Source organism: Mesorhizobium sp. M0001 (genome assembly GCF_040324255.1).
Taxonomy (GTDB): domain Bacteria; phylum Pseudomonadota; class Alphaproteobacteria; order Rhizobiales; family Rhizobiaceae; genus Mesorhizobium.
On record NZ_JAMYVS010000023.1, the window covers coordinates 1 to 15,543 of the forward strand.

At 58.3% G+C, this 15,543-nt stretch carries 15 protein-coding genes; 13 read left to right on the forward strand and 2 right to left on the reverse strand.

The annotated features are described in order from the left end of the window. A partial coding sequence (locus NKK50_RS29975; RefSeq protein ID WP_352544297.1) for a response regulator occupies positions 1 to 184 on the reverse strand: 184 nt, incomplete at its 3' end. 1,289 nt (positions 185 to 1,473) lie between these two features. On the opposite strand from NKK50_RS29975, the gene NKK50_RS29980 reads away from it, so the two are divergent. The 13 genes from NKK50_RS29980 (at position 1,474) to NKK50_RS30040 (ending at position 13,005) form a co-directional block, all read left to right on the forward strand. Continuing rightward, positions 1,474 to 2,259: a type IV secretion system lytic transglycosylase VirB1 gene (locus NKK50_RS29980; protein WP_023708088.1), complete on the forward strand. Its 786-nt coding sequence runs from the start codon at positions 1,474 to 1,476 to the stop codon at positions 2,257 to 2,259. 74 nt (positions 2,260 to 2,333) lie between these two features. Beyond that, the gene (gene virB2, locus NKK50_RS29985; protein WP_023673707.1) at positions 2,334 to 2,639 is read left to right on the forward strand and encodes a pilin major subunit VirB2; all 306 of its coding nucleotides are present in this window, start codon (positions 2,334 to 2,336) and stop codon (positions 2,637 to 2,639) included. Then, on the forward strand, positions 2,639 to 2,965 hold the full coding sequence (locus NKK50_RS29990; protein WP_023673706.1) for a type IV secretion system protein VirB3: 327 nt from the start codon (positions 2,639 to 2,641) through the stop codon (positions 2,963 to 2,965). The genes virB2 and NKK50_RS29990 overlap by 1 nt, the downstream gene beginning before the upstream one ends. Beyond that, the gene (virB4, locus tag NKK50_RS29995; RefSeq protein WP_023685155.1) at positions 2,965 to 5,334 is read left to right on the forward strand and encodes a type IV secretion/conjugal transfer ATPase VirB4; all 2,370 of its coding nucleotides are present in this window, start codon (positions 2,965 to 2,967) and stop codon (positions 5,332 to 5,334) included. The genes NKK50_RS29990 and virB4 overlap by 1 nt, the downstream gene beginning before the upstream one ends. Positions 5,335 to 5,347: 13 nt before the next feature. Next, complete coding sequence (locus NKK50_RS30000) at positions 5,348 to 6,031, forward strand: TrbJ/VirB5 family protein (RefSeq protein WP_023673704.1); 684 nt, start codon at positions 5,348 to 5,350, stop codon at positions 6,029 to 6,031. A 58-nt stretch (positions 6,032 to 6,089) separates the two neighbouring features. Continuing rightward, positions 6,090 to 6,977 (forward strand): type IV secretion system protein, encoded by an 888-nt coding sequence (locus NKK50_RS30005; protein WP_023673703.1) that lies wholly within the window; start codon positions 6,090 to 6,092, stop codon positions 6,975 to 6,977. A gap of 27 nt (positions 6,978 to 7,004) precedes the next feature. Then, the gene (locus tag NKK50_RS30010) at positions 7,005 to 7,163 is read left to right on the forward strand and encodes a type IV secretion system lipoprotein VirB7 (RefSeq protein ID WP_081726271.1); all 159 of its coding nucleotides are present in this window, start codon (positions 7,005 to 7,007) and stop codon (positions 7,161 to 7,163) included. Further along, positions 7,160 to 7,873 carry a type IV secretion system protein VirB8 gene (locus NKK50_RS30015; protein ID WP_352544298.1) on the forward strand — a complete coding sequence of 238 codons (714 nt, stop codon included), beginning with the start codon at positions 7,160 to 7,162 and terminating at the stop codon, positions 7,871 to 7,873. Before NKK50_RS30010 ends, NKK50_RS30015 begins: the two co-directional genes overlap by 4 nt. After that, the gene (locus NKK50_RS30020) at positions 7,870 to 8,754 is read left to right on the forward strand and encodes a TrbG/VirB9 family P-type conjugative transfer protein (protein WP_023679588.1); all 885 of its coding nucleotides are present in this window, start codon (positions 7,870 to 7,872) and stop codon (positions 8,752 to 8,754) included. Before NKK50_RS30015 ends, NKK50_RS30020 begins: the two co-directional genes overlap by 4 nt. Beyond that, positions 8,747 to 9,886, forward strand: a complete 1,140-nt coding sequence (virB10, locus tag NKK50_RS30025; RefSeq protein WP_023708086.1) for a type IV secretion system protein VirB10 — start codon at positions 8,747 to 8,749, stop codon at positions 9,884 to 9,886. Before NKK50_RS30020 ends, virB10 begins: the two co-directional genes overlap by 8 nt. Then, positions 9,870 to 10,910, forward strand: coding sequence for a P-type DNA transfer ATPase VirB11 (gene virB11, locus NKK50_RS30030; protein WP_023673699.1), 1,041 nt, complete (start codon positions 9,870 to 9,872; stop codon positions 10,908 to 10,910). The genes virB10 and virB11 overlap by 17 nt, the downstream gene beginning before the upstream one ends. 715 nt (positions 10,911 to 11,625) lie before the next feature. Continuing rightward, complete coding sequence (locus tag NKK50_RS30035) at positions 11,626 to 12,312, forward strand: response regulator (RefSeq protein WP_023673698.1); 687 nt, start codon at positions 11,626 to 11,628, stop codon at positions 12,310 to 12,312. Between the two features lie 351 nt (positions 12,313 to 12,663). Next, positions 12,664 to 13,005 carry a hypothetical protein gene (locus NKK50_RS30040; protein ID WP_023724802.1) on the forward strand — a complete coding sequence of 114 codons (342 nt, stop codon included), beginning with the start codon at positions 12,664 to 12,666 and terminating at the stop codon, positions 13,003 to 13,005. Positions 13,006 to 13,845: 840 nt separating this feature from the next. On the opposite strand, the gene groL is transcribed toward NKK50_RS30040, so the two are convergent. Further along, positions 13,846 to 15,510 (reverse strand): chaperonin GroEL, encoded by a 1,665-nt coding sequence (groL, locus tag NKK50_RS30050; protein WP_286460910.1) that lies wholly within the window; start codon positions 15,508 to 15,510, stop codon positions 13,846 to 13,848. Between the last annotated feature and the right edge of the window lie 33 nt (positions 15,511 to 15,543).

Below are 15,543 nucleotides of genomic sequence, written 5' to 3' on the forward strand. Positions count from 1 at the left end.
CAAGTCCATCCTCCCGGCCTAGGTTGAGGTCAACAACCACGAGATCGACTGGCTCACGTGAAAGAACATAGTCAAACTGCTTGCTATCGTGGACTGCGGTTACCTTCAGGGCATGCATCGTGAGATACTCGGCGATGAGGCGCCGCATTGCGGCATCATCGTCAATGACAAGAACATGTTTCAACGGCACACCTTCAATCTTGAATCCCCTTGTCTAAACCTGTTGCCGAGCAACCCTGGGGCACCGACCCAGAACAGCTGCTCCTTGATACCACTCGCCGTTGCGTGCGGCCAATGTGAGGCCGTGCTCGTCCTGTTCCTTTCATCCCCAGCGAATTGACCGCACCAAGGCAGCCCGTGGCCACCAGACAGGTCCCAGCGCCGACATGACCCTGCCGTGTGGTCCTTCGCTTTTTCGCTTCGAGCTCCCCCGTTGGTGCAGGCCTGCCAATATCACTCAAGTTCGACCTCATGGATGCCAAGTTTCCTGCTATGCCCTTGCATCCTGGTCATCCTGGAGTTTGCGGACCTGGATCATCTCGATATCCTCCGGCTCGTGGATCCAGCTCGGACATGGTTGAGCAGCGCGGCGTTTGGCTTGATCGGAGAGGCGGTCGGCGGAAGAAGACCGTGATTCGCTGCAGCGGCCTTGTGCAAAATAGTGTGTCTCCTGCCAAGCCGGCTTCGTCCAAGGTGGCCGGCGGCCTCAAATGCTGTTCGGCGACCGGCAGGTCGCCGGTTGCGGTGAACGTCCGGGCTAACATTTCTCAGTTACTGCAACTCCTCCATCTTGAGCGTGTCACTATGCTTGTCCATTGCGCCGTCGGACTGCGTAATGACGTGCGGTTATCTGCCGATGGGACTGTGCATGATCCACCCTTTGGCGGCGGCGGCCGAACAGCTGAACGAGGCTCGCACCAGGATGGGCTGCGCCGCCACGTCTTCCCAGTTGACCCTCGCCGCCGCGGATTTGCGCCTTCGAGCCAGCTTCGCGGACGAGCTCGCGTCTCAAGCAATGATCTGAGTATGCAGGGCCGCGCATGGCTGCTCTTTAAGGACCGGCAGCATACCGGCAAAGTTGGGCCGCTTTATCGCCTTAGTCGATTCCCCACGGTGATCCCGAGCCTGAACAAGCCCGCCAAGCTCCCCATTTTGTCCTTGGCTTGGCGCTGACAGAAGTACCGTCCATGACGCAAAAGTCGCGGCCCACACTCCAGGAGCAACGGACGGCCGGGACGAGCAATCCTGTACAGGAGTCATTGTACCAAGATGCTCCGGATGTCGCTGGCTGATCGGGCCCGCGCCACCCACGCATGCGCAAGATGCTCACCACGCTGATACGAACACGGTCTTTGCTTCAATTGAAACCGAAAAGCTGAACTTGAACATCACACAGTAACAAACCTCCCCGATAAGCGCGTGCCGGACAGGGCCAGAACCCGTCCGGCGGCTTGGAAAGGTAGGTGATAGGGAATGTTTATTGCAGCTTGGCCGCTGGCCATCGTCCTGATGACATCCATGTCACTCCCAGCCGAGCCCGCGCCACTTTCTCCGCGTGAGTTCCGCAGCCTGTCGCGCAAATGCGCCCCCTGGGTTGCGCCGTCCACCCTGGCCGCGATTGCCAAGATTGAAAGTGGCTTTGAAACGCTGGTGGCTCATGACAACACCACAGGTGAGCAGCTTCGCTGGATAGACCACCTGGAAGCCACGCGGGGCATCAAGGAACGCCTCGAAGCACAACATTCTGTCGATGTTGGATTGATGCAGATAAACAGCAAGAACTTTGCCATGCTCAATCTCACGCCGGAAAGGGCTTTCGAGCCCTGCGCCTCGCTTTCGGCTGCCGCCCACCTGCTTGAAAGCCGGTATGCCGGCGGCACCACTGCTGTGGCACAGCAACTGGCGCTTCGCCGTGCCATCTCGGCCTATAACACGGGCGACGTCACGCATGGCTTCGCCAACGGTTATGTACGCAAGGTCGAGTCGGCCGCAAAGGACATCTCAAGTCTCCTTGAGAGAACGCTGGAGCCGACTGCTCGAGATATGCCGCACCTTGAGGCACCCGGTCGGAAAGCCGTGCCGCCTCTGCTCCAGCAGAGCCAACAGGCCAATAGAAAGAAGCAGCCCAACCAAGATTCTTGGGACATCTGGGGCTCGTATCAGCCAGACCGCTCCGGGGCCGATCCCTCCGATCCGACAGGCAGCCAGGCTGCGAAAGCACGGGAACCCTCGAACCCGAACAAACTCGTATTCGATTGAAACATGGAGATGCAATGATGACGCCACTCAAGATACTTCGTGCGCTTAAAACGCGTGTTCCTTCGCCTTTTTCCATGCTGCGCATGGCGGCTGAATATGTACCGGCCGCTGCTGCAGGCGCGGCGTGGACGGTCTTCTACAGCGGGCCAGCCGCGGCTCAGGTGACCGGAGGGACGGATCCTGCCAAGATGGTCCAGAATATCTGCACGTTCATACTTGGCCCCTTTGGACAATCACTGGCCGTGCTCGGGCTCGTAGCCATCGGTATCTCTTGGATGTTCGGTCGTGCTTCACTTGGCCTGGTTGCGGGTGTCGTTGGAGGGATCGTCATCATGTTCGGGGCCAGCTTCCTGGGCAAGGCGCTCATAGGCGGCGGCTGATGAGCGACCGGTTGGAAGTGAGCACCCTCTATGTGGCGGCGACGCGCCCCGCACTGTTTCTGGGGGTGCCGCTGACGCTGGCCGGATTGCTCATGATGTTGGCTGGGCTTGTTATCATTATCCTTCAGAACCCGCTCTACGAAATCGTTCTCGTGCCACTCTGGTTCGGAGCACGGCTGGTTGTTGAGCGTGACTATAACGCGGCAAGCGTCGTGCTGCTCTATTTGCAGACGGCCGGCAGAAGCGTGGACGGGCCGGTCTGGGGAGGCGCAAGCGTCAGCGCCAATCCGATCAGAGTGCCGAAACGCGGAAGAGGAATGGTGTAATGTTCGGCGCCAGCGGCCGGACCGAGAGGTCTGGCGAGATCTACCTTCCGTATGTTGGTCACGTAAGCGATCAGGTTGTCCTTCTGGAAGACGGATCGATAATGGCCATGGCACATGTGAACGGTGTGCCCTTTGATTTGGAAGACGCTGAGATGCGCAACTCGCGCTGCCGCGCGTTCAACACTCTCTTGCGCAACATCGCCGATGACAATGTCTCGATATACGCTCATCTTGTGAGACACAACGATGTGCCGGCGCCGGCGCCGCGCCAGTTTCAAAGTGCATTCGCTGGCAGTCTGAGCGAGGCCTACGAGCGTCGTGTGCTGTCGGGAAAGCTCTTTCGCAACGATCACTTCCTCACTTTGATCGTGTCCCCCCGCACCGCAATCGGCAAGATCGGCTTGCGGATTGCCAAGTCCCGCAGACGGAATGAGCACGATCTAGCCACCCAAATGCGGAGCCTGGAAGACCTCTGGCACATCACTGCTGGCGCACTCGGCGGTTACGGTCTGCGCCGGTTGGGCATTCGTGAGAAAGGCAACGTGCTCTTCACGGAAATCGGCGAGGCGCTTCGGCTCATGATGACTTGCCGGTTTCTTCCGGTTCCGATGGTTACCGGCTCACTTGGCGCCTCGATCTACACTGACCAGGTCATCTGCGGGAAGCGGGCGCTTGAGATTCGAAGGCCCGGGGATAGCTCCGTCGGATCATTGTTTTCGTTCCGTGAATATCCGGCGACGACGCGGCCGGGCATGCTAAATTCCTTGCTGTCCGCCAACTTCCCGCTTGTCCTGAGCCAGAGCTTTTCCTTCCTCACTCGCCCACAAGCTCATGCCAAACTAAGCCTTAAGTCCAGCCAGATGACGAGTGCCGGCGACAAGGCTCTCACCCAGATCAATGAACTTGCCGAGGCAGAGGACGCACTGGCAAGCAACGAATTCGTGATGGGTTCGCATCATCTGAGCCTGTGCGTCTATGCCGACAGCCTCAATAGCCTTGCAGATCGCGCAGCAAGTGCCCGCGCACGGCTGGCCGACGCGGGCGCCGTTATCGTCCAAGAGGGCATCGGCATGGAGGCCGCATATTGGTCCCAACTTCCGGGGAACAACAGGTGGCGCACGCGCCCGGGGGCGATCACCTCACACAATTTTGCCGGGCTCGTCTCATTTGAGAACTTCCCAAGCGGTTCCAGTTCCGGCCACTGGGGCAATGCTGTTGCGCGCTTTCGCACAAACGGTGGAACTTCTTTCGACTACATCCCCCATGAGAATGACGTCGGCATGACGGCAATATTCGGGCCCGTTGGCAAAGGCAAGACGACGCTGATGACCTTTGTCCTCGCGATGCTTGAGCAAAGCTTGGTCGATCGCAATGGTGCGATCGTCTTCTTCGACAAGGATCGGGGTGGTGAACTGCTGGTGCGAGCCACGGGAGGGACATATCTTGCGTTGCGCAGAGGCGCTCCGAGCGGCTTGGCCCCTCTGCGTGGACTGGACAACACCTCCGCCTCCCGGGACTTTCTGCGCGAGTGGTTGATGGCCCTGATCGAGAGTGACGGCCGTGGTCCGATCTCGCCGGAGGAAAGCCGTCGGCTGGAACGCGGCATTGTTCGTCAGCTTTCGTTCGAACCCCCTATGCGCTCACTTGCGGGCCTGCGCGAGTTCCTATTGCACAGCCCCTCCGAGGGCGCAGGAGCACGGCTGCAGCGGTGGTGTAGAGGGGGGGCGCTTGGATGGGCCTTTGACGGCGACGTGGACGAAGTAAGGCTGGATGCCTCCATTACGGGCTTCGACATGACGCAGCTCCTGGAATATGAGGAGGTCTGTGCACCGGCCGCCGCATACCTTCTGCATCGAGTGGGCGCTATCGTCGATGGTCGTCGGTTCGTCATGAGCTGCGACGAATTTCGATTCTATCTACTCAACCCCCAATTCTCGGCCGTTATCGACAAGTTCTTGCTCACGGTCCGCAAAAACAACGGCATGTTGATACTCGCAACGCAGCAGCCTGAACACGTTCTGGAATCGCCTCTCGGAGCTAGTCTCGTTGCGCAATGTATGACGAAAATTTTCTACCCATCACCGACGGCGGACCGCTCTGCGTATGTCGATGGCTTGAAGTGCACTGCGCAGGAGTTCGAGGCAATCCGCCAGGGAATGGCAATCGGCAGCCGCAAGTTTTTGCTCAAGCGCGATAGCGGGAGTATTGTTTGCGAATTCGATCTTGGGCAGATGCGCGAGTACGTAGCCGTACTCTCGGGGCGGGCCAACACAGTGCGCTTTGCCGACCAGCTTCGTAACCAGCACGGAGACGCCCCAAGTGGGTGGCTCGACAAGTTCATGGCCCGGTACCACGAAGTTCAAGACTGACGGAGGAATATTCATGAAATTTGCCAAACTTGCAGTAACGACCCTTGCTGCTTCCCTTCTGCTTCACGGACAGGCCCGTTCGCAATTTATCGTCAGCGACCCTGTAACAGAAACACAAGCGACCTTAACAGCGCTTTCCAATGCGGCGATCCTTGAGAGGTCAATCGAGACGCTCGCTACCACGATTGAAATGGTGACAATTCTAACGTCGTCATTCGCTGTCACGGGACTGCTAAGCTCACTTAACCAAGGAAATCACTACCCGTCGAGCAATAAGCTGGAGGAGCAGATGTTTGATGCTCGGGCGCCAGCTTCGATTATGGCCCGTAACATTGCGAAGGACCCAAATCGGATAGTCAACGGCACCGATTCAGAAGCGAAACTGTTACAGGGACAAATCGCCGGGGCCGCCAATGCCGCAGCTATTGCAGCCGACACTTTGGGCATGATGGACAAGCGCCTTAAGGATAACGCCGGCACGCTTGGTCAGCTTTCCCGCTCGGGAAATATTATGCAGGCCACCGTGACCAACGGTCTGGTCCTCAAGCAGATTCACGATGCGATGATCCAAAATGTCCAGGCCACGAGTCTGCTGACAATGGCCACTGCACAAGGGAGCCTTCACGCCGTGGAGGAGGCCGCCACGCAGCGTCGCGAACATCAGGACACCGCTAATATGTTTAGCATCCTCCCGTAAACCACACAGAGTTCATCAGGCTCAGCTGCGCTGATCAGGGACACATCAGGCTCACGCCATGAATTTCAAAATTCCCGCGCCATTCACGACTATACACACGATCTTTCATGGGGCCTTCACGTCCGGGCTGCACAAAGTGCTTGAAAACGTCCAAGCGGCGGTCAGTGCGCCTCTGGTTGCGTGTGTCACGCTCTGGATAATAATCCAAGGCTGTCTGGTCATGCGTGGTCAAGTCGATGCGCGCGGGGGTATCTCGCGCGTAATTATGGTGTCGATTGTCGTCGCCCTTATCTTAGGGCAGGCCAACTATCAGCAGTACATTGAAGCGCTCTTCGACGACACGATTCCGAGGTTGGCTCACGACATCAGTGGCAGCGACTTGCCCTTCATCGGAATCCCCCAGAAGCTCGATCTCATGTTTGCTTCAAGCCAGTATGTCTTTCAGCTGATTGCTTCCGAAATTGGGCCTATGAACGGCCAGGACATACTTGCTTTCGAGGGAGCGCAATGGATTTTCTACGGCGCGCTGTGGACAGCGTTCGAGATCTACGATGCCGTTGGAATTCTGACGAAGGTGCTCTTGACGATCGGCCCCCTGGTCCTCGTAGGCTACCTTTTTGATCACACTCGAGACATAGCCACCAGATGGATCGGCCAACTGCTCTCGTACGGGCTGCTGCTTCTCCTCCTCAACATCGTTGCAACGATAGTAATCGCTGCCGAAGCAGTCTCGCTGGCAGCCATGCTTTTGATGATCAAATTCTCGGGCACGACAGCAGCCAAGATCATCGGGCTTTACGAGCTCGACATGCTTTTCCTAGCTGGTGACGCTCTGATCGTCGCGCTTCCGACGATCGCCAGCAGCATCGCCGGCGGCTCTTGGGGAGGTGCGAACCGACCTCTTAACAGCCTCAATCGCCACTTTGCCAAAACGGCGGGTGCTTAATCAATCGACAAGCTCGGTGCCAAAAACATGAAATATTGCCTACTTCTGTCAATCCTCGCTTTGGCCGCCTGCAAGACGAGCCATGGGCTTGCGACATGCGCGGGTGCCCCATTCCAACTGAACGTGGGACAATGGGAAACCACCCCTGAGGATCTTCGGGTCGAATGCGCGGAAGAGCCAAAGTGAAAGTTCCTGAACATGCCCTTCTGGTGGAGAGAGAAACGCTAGCCGCCCACTATAAGAAGGTGGAAGCGTTTCAAACTTCACGAGCGAAGTCTGCGCGGCGCCTGTCAAAGGCCCTGATAGCCTTTGCCGCAGCGGCGGTCCTAGGAAATGTTGCACAGGCATTTACCATTGCTGCCATGGTCCCGTTGGCCAAGCTCGTACCTGTGTTCCTCTGGGTCCGGCCGGATGGGACCGTCGACAGCGAAGTGTCAGTCTCTCGACTGCCGGCAACCCAAGACCGAGCCGTCATAAATGCTTCGCTGTGGGAATATGTACGCCTGCGCGAGGGGTACACAGCAGATACAGCCCAATACGCCTATGACCTCGTATCCAGTTTCAGCGCGCCGGCTGTGCGACAGCAATATCAAGATTTCTTCAACTATCCGAATCCCACCTCCCCGCAAGTCACGGTCGGCAAACGCGGCAAGCTCGAGGTCGGGCATATTTCTTCAAACGACATCAGTCCGGACGTTCAACAGATCCGTTACAAACGTTCGCTTGTTGTCGATGGGCAGATGCCGATAGTGACCACCTGGACAGCTACCATCCGCTACGAGCGCTTGACGGGTCTGCCTGGGCAATCGAGGCTCACCAATCCGGGAGGTCTACTCGTCACTTCCTATCAAAGCTCGGAAGATAGCGTATCGCACCTGGGCTATGTGCAGCCATGACAAAAAGAGCGTTTCTCGCGCTGGTCTGTTCACTCTTCTTAACGATGGAAGCGTCCGCGGAAGACACACCACTTGCCGGCAAGCACGATGCGCGCATGCGCTACCTGGCTTACCGTCCTGACGAAGTGGTGCGCCTGTCTACCGCAGTGGGGGCAACGCTGGTTGTCACATTCGCGGCCAACGAGACAGTCGCAGCCGTGGCCGTTTCCAATAGCAAAGACCTGGCTGCGCTCCCGCGCGCCAACTATCTCTTTTTTAAGGCTAGCCGGATGCTCCCGCCGCAGCCGGTCATCGTGCTGGCCGAGAGTGAGTCCGGTACACGGAGATACGTCTTCAGTATTTCAACGAGAGCGATGCCAAAACTCGATGAGCAGCAACCTGACCTATACTACAGTGTGCAGTTCACCTATCCTGCTGATGAGGCTGCTGCTCAGAGAAAGGACGCAGAAAGGCGCTCGATCCTTGGTCAGGCCCGGGCGAAAGTGCTGCGCGACGAGAGAGTTCAGGATTTGTTGAATCGGCCCGCCGCAACTACCAGTCCGGACGAAAGCAATTTTCACTACGTCGCAAAGGGCGATCGATCGCTGGCGCCGCTGGAAGTTTTCGATAATGGCTTTACCACCGTATTTGGCTTCGCAAGCAATTCCCGCATACCCTCCCTCTACATTATCAATCCCGACGGCAAGGAAGCCGCTGCCAATTACACGGTCAAAGGAGACTATGTTGAAGTATCCGCAGTCGCCCGGGAATGGCGTCTGAGAGATGGCAATACGGTCTTGTCCATTTTCAACAGGGCTTATGACCCTGTGGGACGAGCGCCAGGGACCGGTACAGTGACACCCGACGTGTGGCGCGTTTTGAAAGGCCCGGCCGATGAATGAAACCGGCCCACAGTCGGGACATGATGTCCATGCCTCAGGATCGATGGTCTCGGAGCCGGCCCGCCGGCATGTTTCGGGATTGCAGAAGTTGGCCGTCGCTGCTCTTGTTCTCATCTCATCTCTATCGCTCATCTGGCTCGGCGGTCGTCCCAGCACACAAGACGAGCCAACTCAGCCAAAACCTCCAATTGTCGCCGACGCCGAGCCATTCCGCCCCGTGCCGATTGAGATTGCTCCCGAAGCTCCAGCACCCGTACAGGCGGCGCAGGCAGGAGATTCTGCGCCATCCACGCCGCCTCCGACGCCAGCTGATCCGCCGCCGGAGGAAACACCAATTTTCGCCTACAGTGGCAGCGGTCAAATGCCCAACGACGGTCAGCGGAGCGAAGACAACCATAGGGATGCTCCCGCGACCTCGCATGAGATTTCAGACGCTGGCGATCTGACGGGGCGATTGAAACCAGATATACAGGAGCCAAGCCGGGCCACACTTTTGCCGCACCCTGATCTCGTGATTACCCAAGGAACGATAATTCCCTGCATTTTGCAAACGGCAGTCGACACAAATTTACCGGGTTATGTGAAGTGCGTCTTACCTAAAGACGTCCGCGGCGCCACCAACAACGTGGTGCTTTTGGATCGCGGGACGACCGTGATTGGCGAGATCCAGCGTGGTCTCCAACAGGGGGATGCGCGTGTCTTCGTGCTGTGGACGCGCATCGAAACGCCTGACCATGCCCTCGTTTCGCTAGCGTCGCCGGGCGCTGACGAGCTCGGCCGCTCCGGAATGCCTGGCACGGTGGATAATCACTTCTGGCAGCGCTTTGGCGGAGCAATGCTCATGAGCGTCATTCAAGGCGCGTTTCAGGCCGCCGGTCAATACGCTGGCAGCTCAGGTGGAGGAAGCGGCATCAACAGCTTCCAGAGCAACGCCGGACAAGCCGTTGACACGACCCTTAGAGCAACGATCAACGTTCCGCCAACTCTGAAGAAAAACCAGGGAGATGCTGTATCCATCTTTGTGGCTCGGGACCTCGATTTCTCAGATGTATACGATCTTAGACCGATCGCCGTGGCGCCAGCCCCCCAACATCGCCAACGCCGGAGAGACAACAATGCGACCGGAGGCTGACCCTCAATTGCGTTTGCTTCTCAACCCTGTTTTGAAATGGCTTGAGGAGCCAAGGACCGAAGAGGTCGCTATCAACCGGCCTGGGGAAGCCTTTGTCCGACAGGCCGGCGTTTTCACGAAACATCCGCTGCCGCTATCTTATGACGATCTGGAGGACATCGCGATCCTCGCTGGAGCGCTGCGCAAGCAAGATGTCGGACCGCAAAGCCCCCTCTGTGCGACTGAGCTGCCGAACGGAGAGCGGCTGCAGATCTGTTTGCCGCCCGCTGTTCCCTCAGGAACAATAAGCCTGACGATACGGCGTCCCTCAAGTCGTGTGACCGAACTCAAGGAAGTTTCTTCTCGCTACGAATACTCGCGTTGGAATCAATGGCGGTCACGAAAGGAGCGCCAAGAGCGGCAGGACGAAACGATTCTTCAGCACTACGACCATGGTGACTTGGAGCAATTTTTGCGAGCATGCGTTTGCGGGCGGCTCACGATGCTGCTTTGCGGACCTACTGGAAGCGGCAAAACGACAATGAGCAAGACTTTGATCAACGCTATACCCCCGCAAGAGAGGCTGATAAGTATCGAGGACACGCTCGAACTTGCAATCCCGCACGAGAACCATGTCCGGTTACTTTATCCGAAGGACCGAGCAAGCGTAGGTGCGGTGACAGCCGAGCAACTGTTGCAAGCCAGCTTGCGCATGCGCCCTGATCGAATATTGCTTGGCGAGATGCGCGATGATGCTGCTTGGGCCTACCTTAGCGAAGTCGTCTCCGGCCATGCGGGATCAATATCAACGATTCATGGGGCGGATCCGGTCCAAGGCTTTAAAAAGCTCTTTTCACTCGTCAAGAGCAGCCCGCAAGGAGCTGCTGTGGAAGACCACACGCTTCTTGACCTGCTGTCGGCTGCCATTGACGTCATTGTGCCGTTCAGTACCCACGGCGACGTGTATGAGGTGGGGGAGGTGTGGCTCGCCGCCGATGCCCGGCGACGCGGAGAGACAGTAGCCGACCTTCTTAACAAGCACTAAGGCTAGAGCACGTCGGGGATCGGTAAGTCGTTTGTGATACGATGGCGTAATTTGTTCAGATTGAACGTCCACTTTGATTTGAGGGAGGTGGATAATGGGAGGAGGACTGGGCGTAGACCTTCGGTCACAAGTCTGAAGTCTTCGGGCGCCCTGTCGGCGCGGCAAGTTGCGGCACGATTCGACTGGGTGTATCGAGCGCGTCCGCTGAATTGCGCGGGCGACGCTCACCGAGCTGGTGCCGATGCCTGCTTCAAAAGCGGCATCGACACGGCAGTCGTACCCTTGATTTACCTAGCCGCGCTCAATGAGTGTCTTCAAAGCCGCCGAACGTGGTTCGGAATGACCGGTGGTAAATCGGGAAGTGCCATATAGGGAATCCTCCTGGTATTGCCTCCAGGGGGTCCTCTCAATGAACAAAGCCGCAACCTGCCCTTGCGACCTCAGCTGGATGTTGCGACGCAACCCATAGGAGGATCGATGCGCAGAGAAATCGCAGGCAGAGTCGGTGGCATTGTGGGCCCGCCGACCGACGGTTTCAGCCCGTCAACAGGTCTTCACGTGTTCCATCCCCGACTATTGCAGGCGTGCGGCTTGCATGCTCCCGCGATCACCCATCGGAAAGAGCGTTACGAACACTACGAAGAGTTGCGCGACTTCCGCTGTCGCCCCGGTCTTACAGCGGACGGTGACCTGTCCGACCTTGATAGGACGTGAAATGCGAACGCTGCTCATTGATCATCATGTGGATCTTACGCGCGCTGTGCGAGTTGCGCTCGGGGATAGCGGTTTTGCCGTTGATGTAGTTGGCAACCTGGAACAGGCATCGAGGGCATTTTGTTGCGCAACCTATGAAATTCTCCTGCTGGAGTTGGCTCTGCCAGATGGCGATGGCTTGGGCTGGCTGAGACAGCTAAGGAGCAACGGGCATTCAGTTCCAACCCTCATTATGAGTAGCATCAACGATCTCGAGAAGCGGATTGCAATTTTCAACGGTGGCGCGGACGACTTTCTGCTCAAGCCCGTCTCTTTCGATGAGCTCATCGCCAGAATGAGAGCCATTCTGCGCCGGTCGACACAGGTGACCGACCCCATCGTTGTATTTGGCAATCTCAATTTCGATCCGATCGGCCGACAGGTTTCCGTCTCGGGTCATCCTCTGAAGATCGCACGCCGCGAACTATGTATTTTAGAGCATCTGCTTATCCGTGCAGGCCGCATCGTGCCTCGTGCGCAGTTGGAAGATCACCTCTATTCGTTCAACGACGAGGTATCTGCCAACGCGCTTGAAGTCGGAATCTATCGCTTACGTGGACACCTGAGAAGGTCAGGTGCAACGCCACGTATCACGACCATGCGCGGCATTGGTTACATTCTTGAATTGACTGAGGCGGCATCCGCATAGTTGGTCTAAATTGAAAGAACAGACTGCCTGCCCGTCGTCAGGGTGAGCTTGTGGCCATAATGGACATCGCGGCCGCCCTTGACGATGGTGTCGGCATGCGGTTCGAACGGCTCTGTCGCAAACCTTTTTGTAAGCGAGCATGGCAAGAAAAACGCCTCAGCTGTGGAGGAGCACGTGATGTTCAAGGGCCGCCATTTCGACCAGGCTATCGGCTTCAAGTCGCATGCGAACGACGTGGTATCCTCTCCGGCATCGAGATGATCCACATGATGGGCAAGCGACAGGCGAGGTATGCCTACAAGGCTGTCGATCGCTGTTTCGATCTCCTCGCTGCCTGACGGACAGGCCGAAATGGCCGTTCACAACCCCATTTCCAGGTTTGCGACAGAGCCTTTTGTCGGCGTTGCCGGCTTCGAAGGGCCGGTGCGCGCCGAGCGGATCAAGATCACCCCCGGCCACCTTGCTGCGGCCACTCGCCGAGTACGAAGCGGCGGCCGGAGGGAGCTGGTGATGGCGACCCTAGATCATGACCTGCTGATCGCAATCCTGGATCGGCTGAAGTTGACGGCGATCCGCGACCAGCTCGACACGCTCATGTCGAGCAAGATCGCGCAGTTCCCGTTTGTCCGCGAACTCGACGGCTTCGGCTTCGACGCGCAGCCATCGGTCTGCTTCAGCCAAACGTATTCATAGGTATGGGACAGGCTGCTATGTCCGCCACCCACGCCTGCTCCGAGGCCCTCCAGGGCAATGGTCTGAGACCTGGGCTCAAGCCCTTCGGCGAGGAGGATGAGACGCCGCTGGAGCTCGGGTGCAAGCGCTGCAACGCCCGCTCCGAGGCCCCACAAGGCCGTAGCGCAGTCGTCGGGGTCACGAGGCCCCTCGGCCATGACGACGAGACGCTGCTGGAGCCCGGTTGCAAGGGCTGCCACAGATGGCCTGAACCTGAATCCGCCTTTCTTGAGGCGTTGCGACTATCATCGCGGCGACACGCAGCTCTTGATTTGTGTGCGAAATCCTCAGCAGATCCATCGGGCTGAGCCGCTCAGCAATATCAACGAGAATGTCCAGCGGCAGATCAAGGATACTCAGAGGAGGAAACGCTCTTGAGGCTCAGAGCGCGTCTGCTCCACTATAAATCAGGGTGATTCACCGGGTCCTTCAACGCCAGCCGCCGGTTCCGATGAGAGAATTGTCCCTGATATCACGCTCGATGGAGTTAAATGCCGAGATGGGCGCCTTGCCACGCTCCTCAATGCCCCTCATGATTCACCGCCAATAGCTACCAACTGAATGAATCATCGTGATTGTGGCGCAGCGGAATGCTCAAGGATCGGGCAGTTCGTAGGGGGCGCCGGTTTGACCAGGTTGAGCCCGCGAATTGCTCGATCAGACAAGATCCTAATTCTCGACCATGCGGTGAGGCTCGAACGAGATCCTCGGGACGCACTCCAAGGTTTCGATCATGTTCGGCACACAAGGAAAGGGCGGCATTGCTGCCGCCCTGTCCGCTGTAAGTTGATAGGGGCTGGATTAAAAATCCATACCGCCCATCCCGCCCATGCCGCCCATACCGCCGCCGCCCATGCCGCCAGGCATGCCGCCGCCAGCTGACTCCTTCTTCGGAGCCTCCGCGATCATGGCTTCGGTGGTGACGAGCAGGCCGGCGACCGAGGCCGCGTCCTGGAGGGCAGTGCGAACGACCTTGACCGGATCGACGATACCCATGGCGATCATGTCGCCATACTCGCCGGTCTGGGCGTTGTAGCCGTAGGTCGCGCCCTTGTTGTCGAGGATCTTGCCGGCAACGATCGAAGCTTCCGCACCTGCGTTCGAAGCGATCTGACGGGCCGGAGCCTGCAGTGCACGACGAACGATGTTGATGCCGGCAGCCTGGTCGGCATTGACGCCGGTGACCTTGATGTTGGCCGAAGCGCGCAGCAGTGCGACGCCGCCGCCTGCAACGATGCCTTCTTCCACGGCCGCGCGGGTCGCGTTGAGGGCGTCATCGACGCGGTCCTTCTTTTCCTTGACTTCGACTTCCGTCGCGCCGCCGACGCGGATCACCGCGACGCCGCCCGCGAGCTTCGCCAGACGTTCCTGCAGCTTCTCCTTGTCGTAGTCCGACGTGGTCTCTTCGATCTGCTGCTTGATCTGGGCAACGCGGCCCTGGATCTCGTCCTTCTTGCCGGCGCCGTCGACAATGGTGGTGTTCTCCTTGGAGATCGACACCTTCTTGGCGCGGCCGAGCATGTTGAGGCCGACATTCTCGAGCTTGATGCCGAGGTCTTCCGAAATGACCTGGCCACCGGTGAGGATGGCGATGTCTTCCAGCATGGCCTTGCGGCGATCACCGAAGCCCGGCGCCTTGACGGCGGCGATCTTCAGGCCACCGCGCAGCTTGTTGACGACCAGCGTGGCCAGAGCCTCGCCTTCGACGTCTTCCGAGATGATGAGCAGCGGCTTGGAGGTCTGCACGACGGCTTCGAGAACCGGCAGCATGGCCTGGAGGTTGGACAGCTTCTTCTCGTGCAGGAGGATGTAGACGTCCTCGAGCTCGGCAACCATCTTGTCGGCGTTGGTGACGAAGTAGGGCGAGAGATAGCCGCGGTCGAACTGCATGCCTTCGACGACTTCCAGCTCTGTCTCGGCGGTCTTGGCTTCTTCAACCGTGATGACGCCTTCATTGCCGACCTTCTGCATCGCTTCGGCGATCATCTTGCCGACCGACTCGTCGCCATTGCCGGCGATCGTGCCGACCTGGGCAACTTCCTCGGAGGTCTTGATCTTCTTGGCAGCGTTGCCGAGAGCCGCGACCACTTCGGTCACGGCCAGGTCGATGCCGCGCTTCAGGTCCATCGGGTTCATGCCGGCGGCAACGGCCTTGTTACCTTCCTGGACGATCGACTGCGCCAGGACGGTCGCGGTCGTGGTGCCATCACCGGCGATGTCGTTGGTCTTCGAAGCAACTTCGCGGATCATCTGCGCGCCCATGTTTTCGAACTTGTCGGAAAGTTCGATTTCCTTGGCGACGGTGACGCCGTCCTTGGTGATGCGCGGTGCGCCGAACGACTTGTCGATGACGACGTTGCGGCCCTTGGGGCCGAGGGTCACCTTCACCGCGTCGGCGAGGATGTTGATGCCGTGAAGCATGCGCTCGCGCGCGTCGCGGGAGAATTTTACGTCTTTGGCAGCCATTTTTTAGCTCCTGGCAGGGGCTTGCGATCAAGC

Excerpts from the sequence above, each read along its gene's own strand:
- NKK50_RS29980 (WP_023708088.1), top strand. The coding sequence starts at position 1,474 with ATGTTTATTGCAGCTTGGCCGCTGGCCATCGTCCTGATGACATCCATG.
- virB2 (WP_023673707.1), top strand. The coding sequence starts at position 2,334 with ATGCTGCGCATGGCGGCTGAATATGTACCGGCCGCTGCTGCAGGCGCG.
- NKK50_RS29990 (WP_023673706.1), top strand. The coding sequence starts at position 2,639 with ATGAGCGACCGGTTGGAAGTGAGCACCCTCTATGTGGCGGCGACGCGC.
- virB4 (WP_023685155.1), top strand. The coding sequence starts at position 2,965 with ATGTTCGGCGCCAGCGGCCGGACCGAGAGGTCTGGCGAGATCTACCTT.
- NKK50_RS30000 (WP_023673704.1), top strand. The coding sequence starts at position 5,348 with ATGAAATTTGCCAAACTTGCAGTAACGACCCTTGCTGCTTCCCTTCTG.
- NKK50_RS30005 (WP_023673703.1), top strand. The coding sequence starts at position 6,090 with ATGAATTTCAAAATTCCCGCGCCATTCACGACTATACACACGATCTTT.
- NKK50_RS30010 (WP_081726271.1), top strand. The coding sequence starts at position 7,005 with ATGAAATATTGCCTACTTCTGTCAATCCTCGCTTTGGCCGCCTGCAAG.
- NKK50_RS30020 (WP_023679588.1), top strand. The coding sequence starts at position 7,870 with ATGACAAAAAGAGCGTTTCTCGCGCTGGTCTGTTCACTCTTCTTAACG.
- virB10 (WP_023708086.1), top strand. The coding sequence starts at position 8,747 with ATGAATGAAACCGGCCCACAGTCGGGACATGATGTCCATGCCTCAGGA.
- virB11 (WP_023673699.1), top strand. The coding sequence starts at position 9,870 with ATGCGACCGGAGGCTGACCCTCAATTGCGTTTGCTTCTCAACCCTGTT.
- NKK50_RS30035 (WP_023673698.1), top strand. The coding sequence starts at position 11,626 with ATGCGAACGCTGCTCATTGATCATCATGTGGATCTTACGCGCGCTGTG.
- NKK50_RS30040 (WP_023724802.1), top strand. The coding sequence starts at position 12,664 with ATGGCCGTTCACAACCCCATTTCCAGGTTTGCGACAGAGCCTTTTGTC.
- groL (WP_286460910.1), bottom strand. The coding sequence starts at position 15,510 with ATGGCTGCCAAAGACGTAAAATTCTCCCGCGACGCGCGCGAGCGCATG.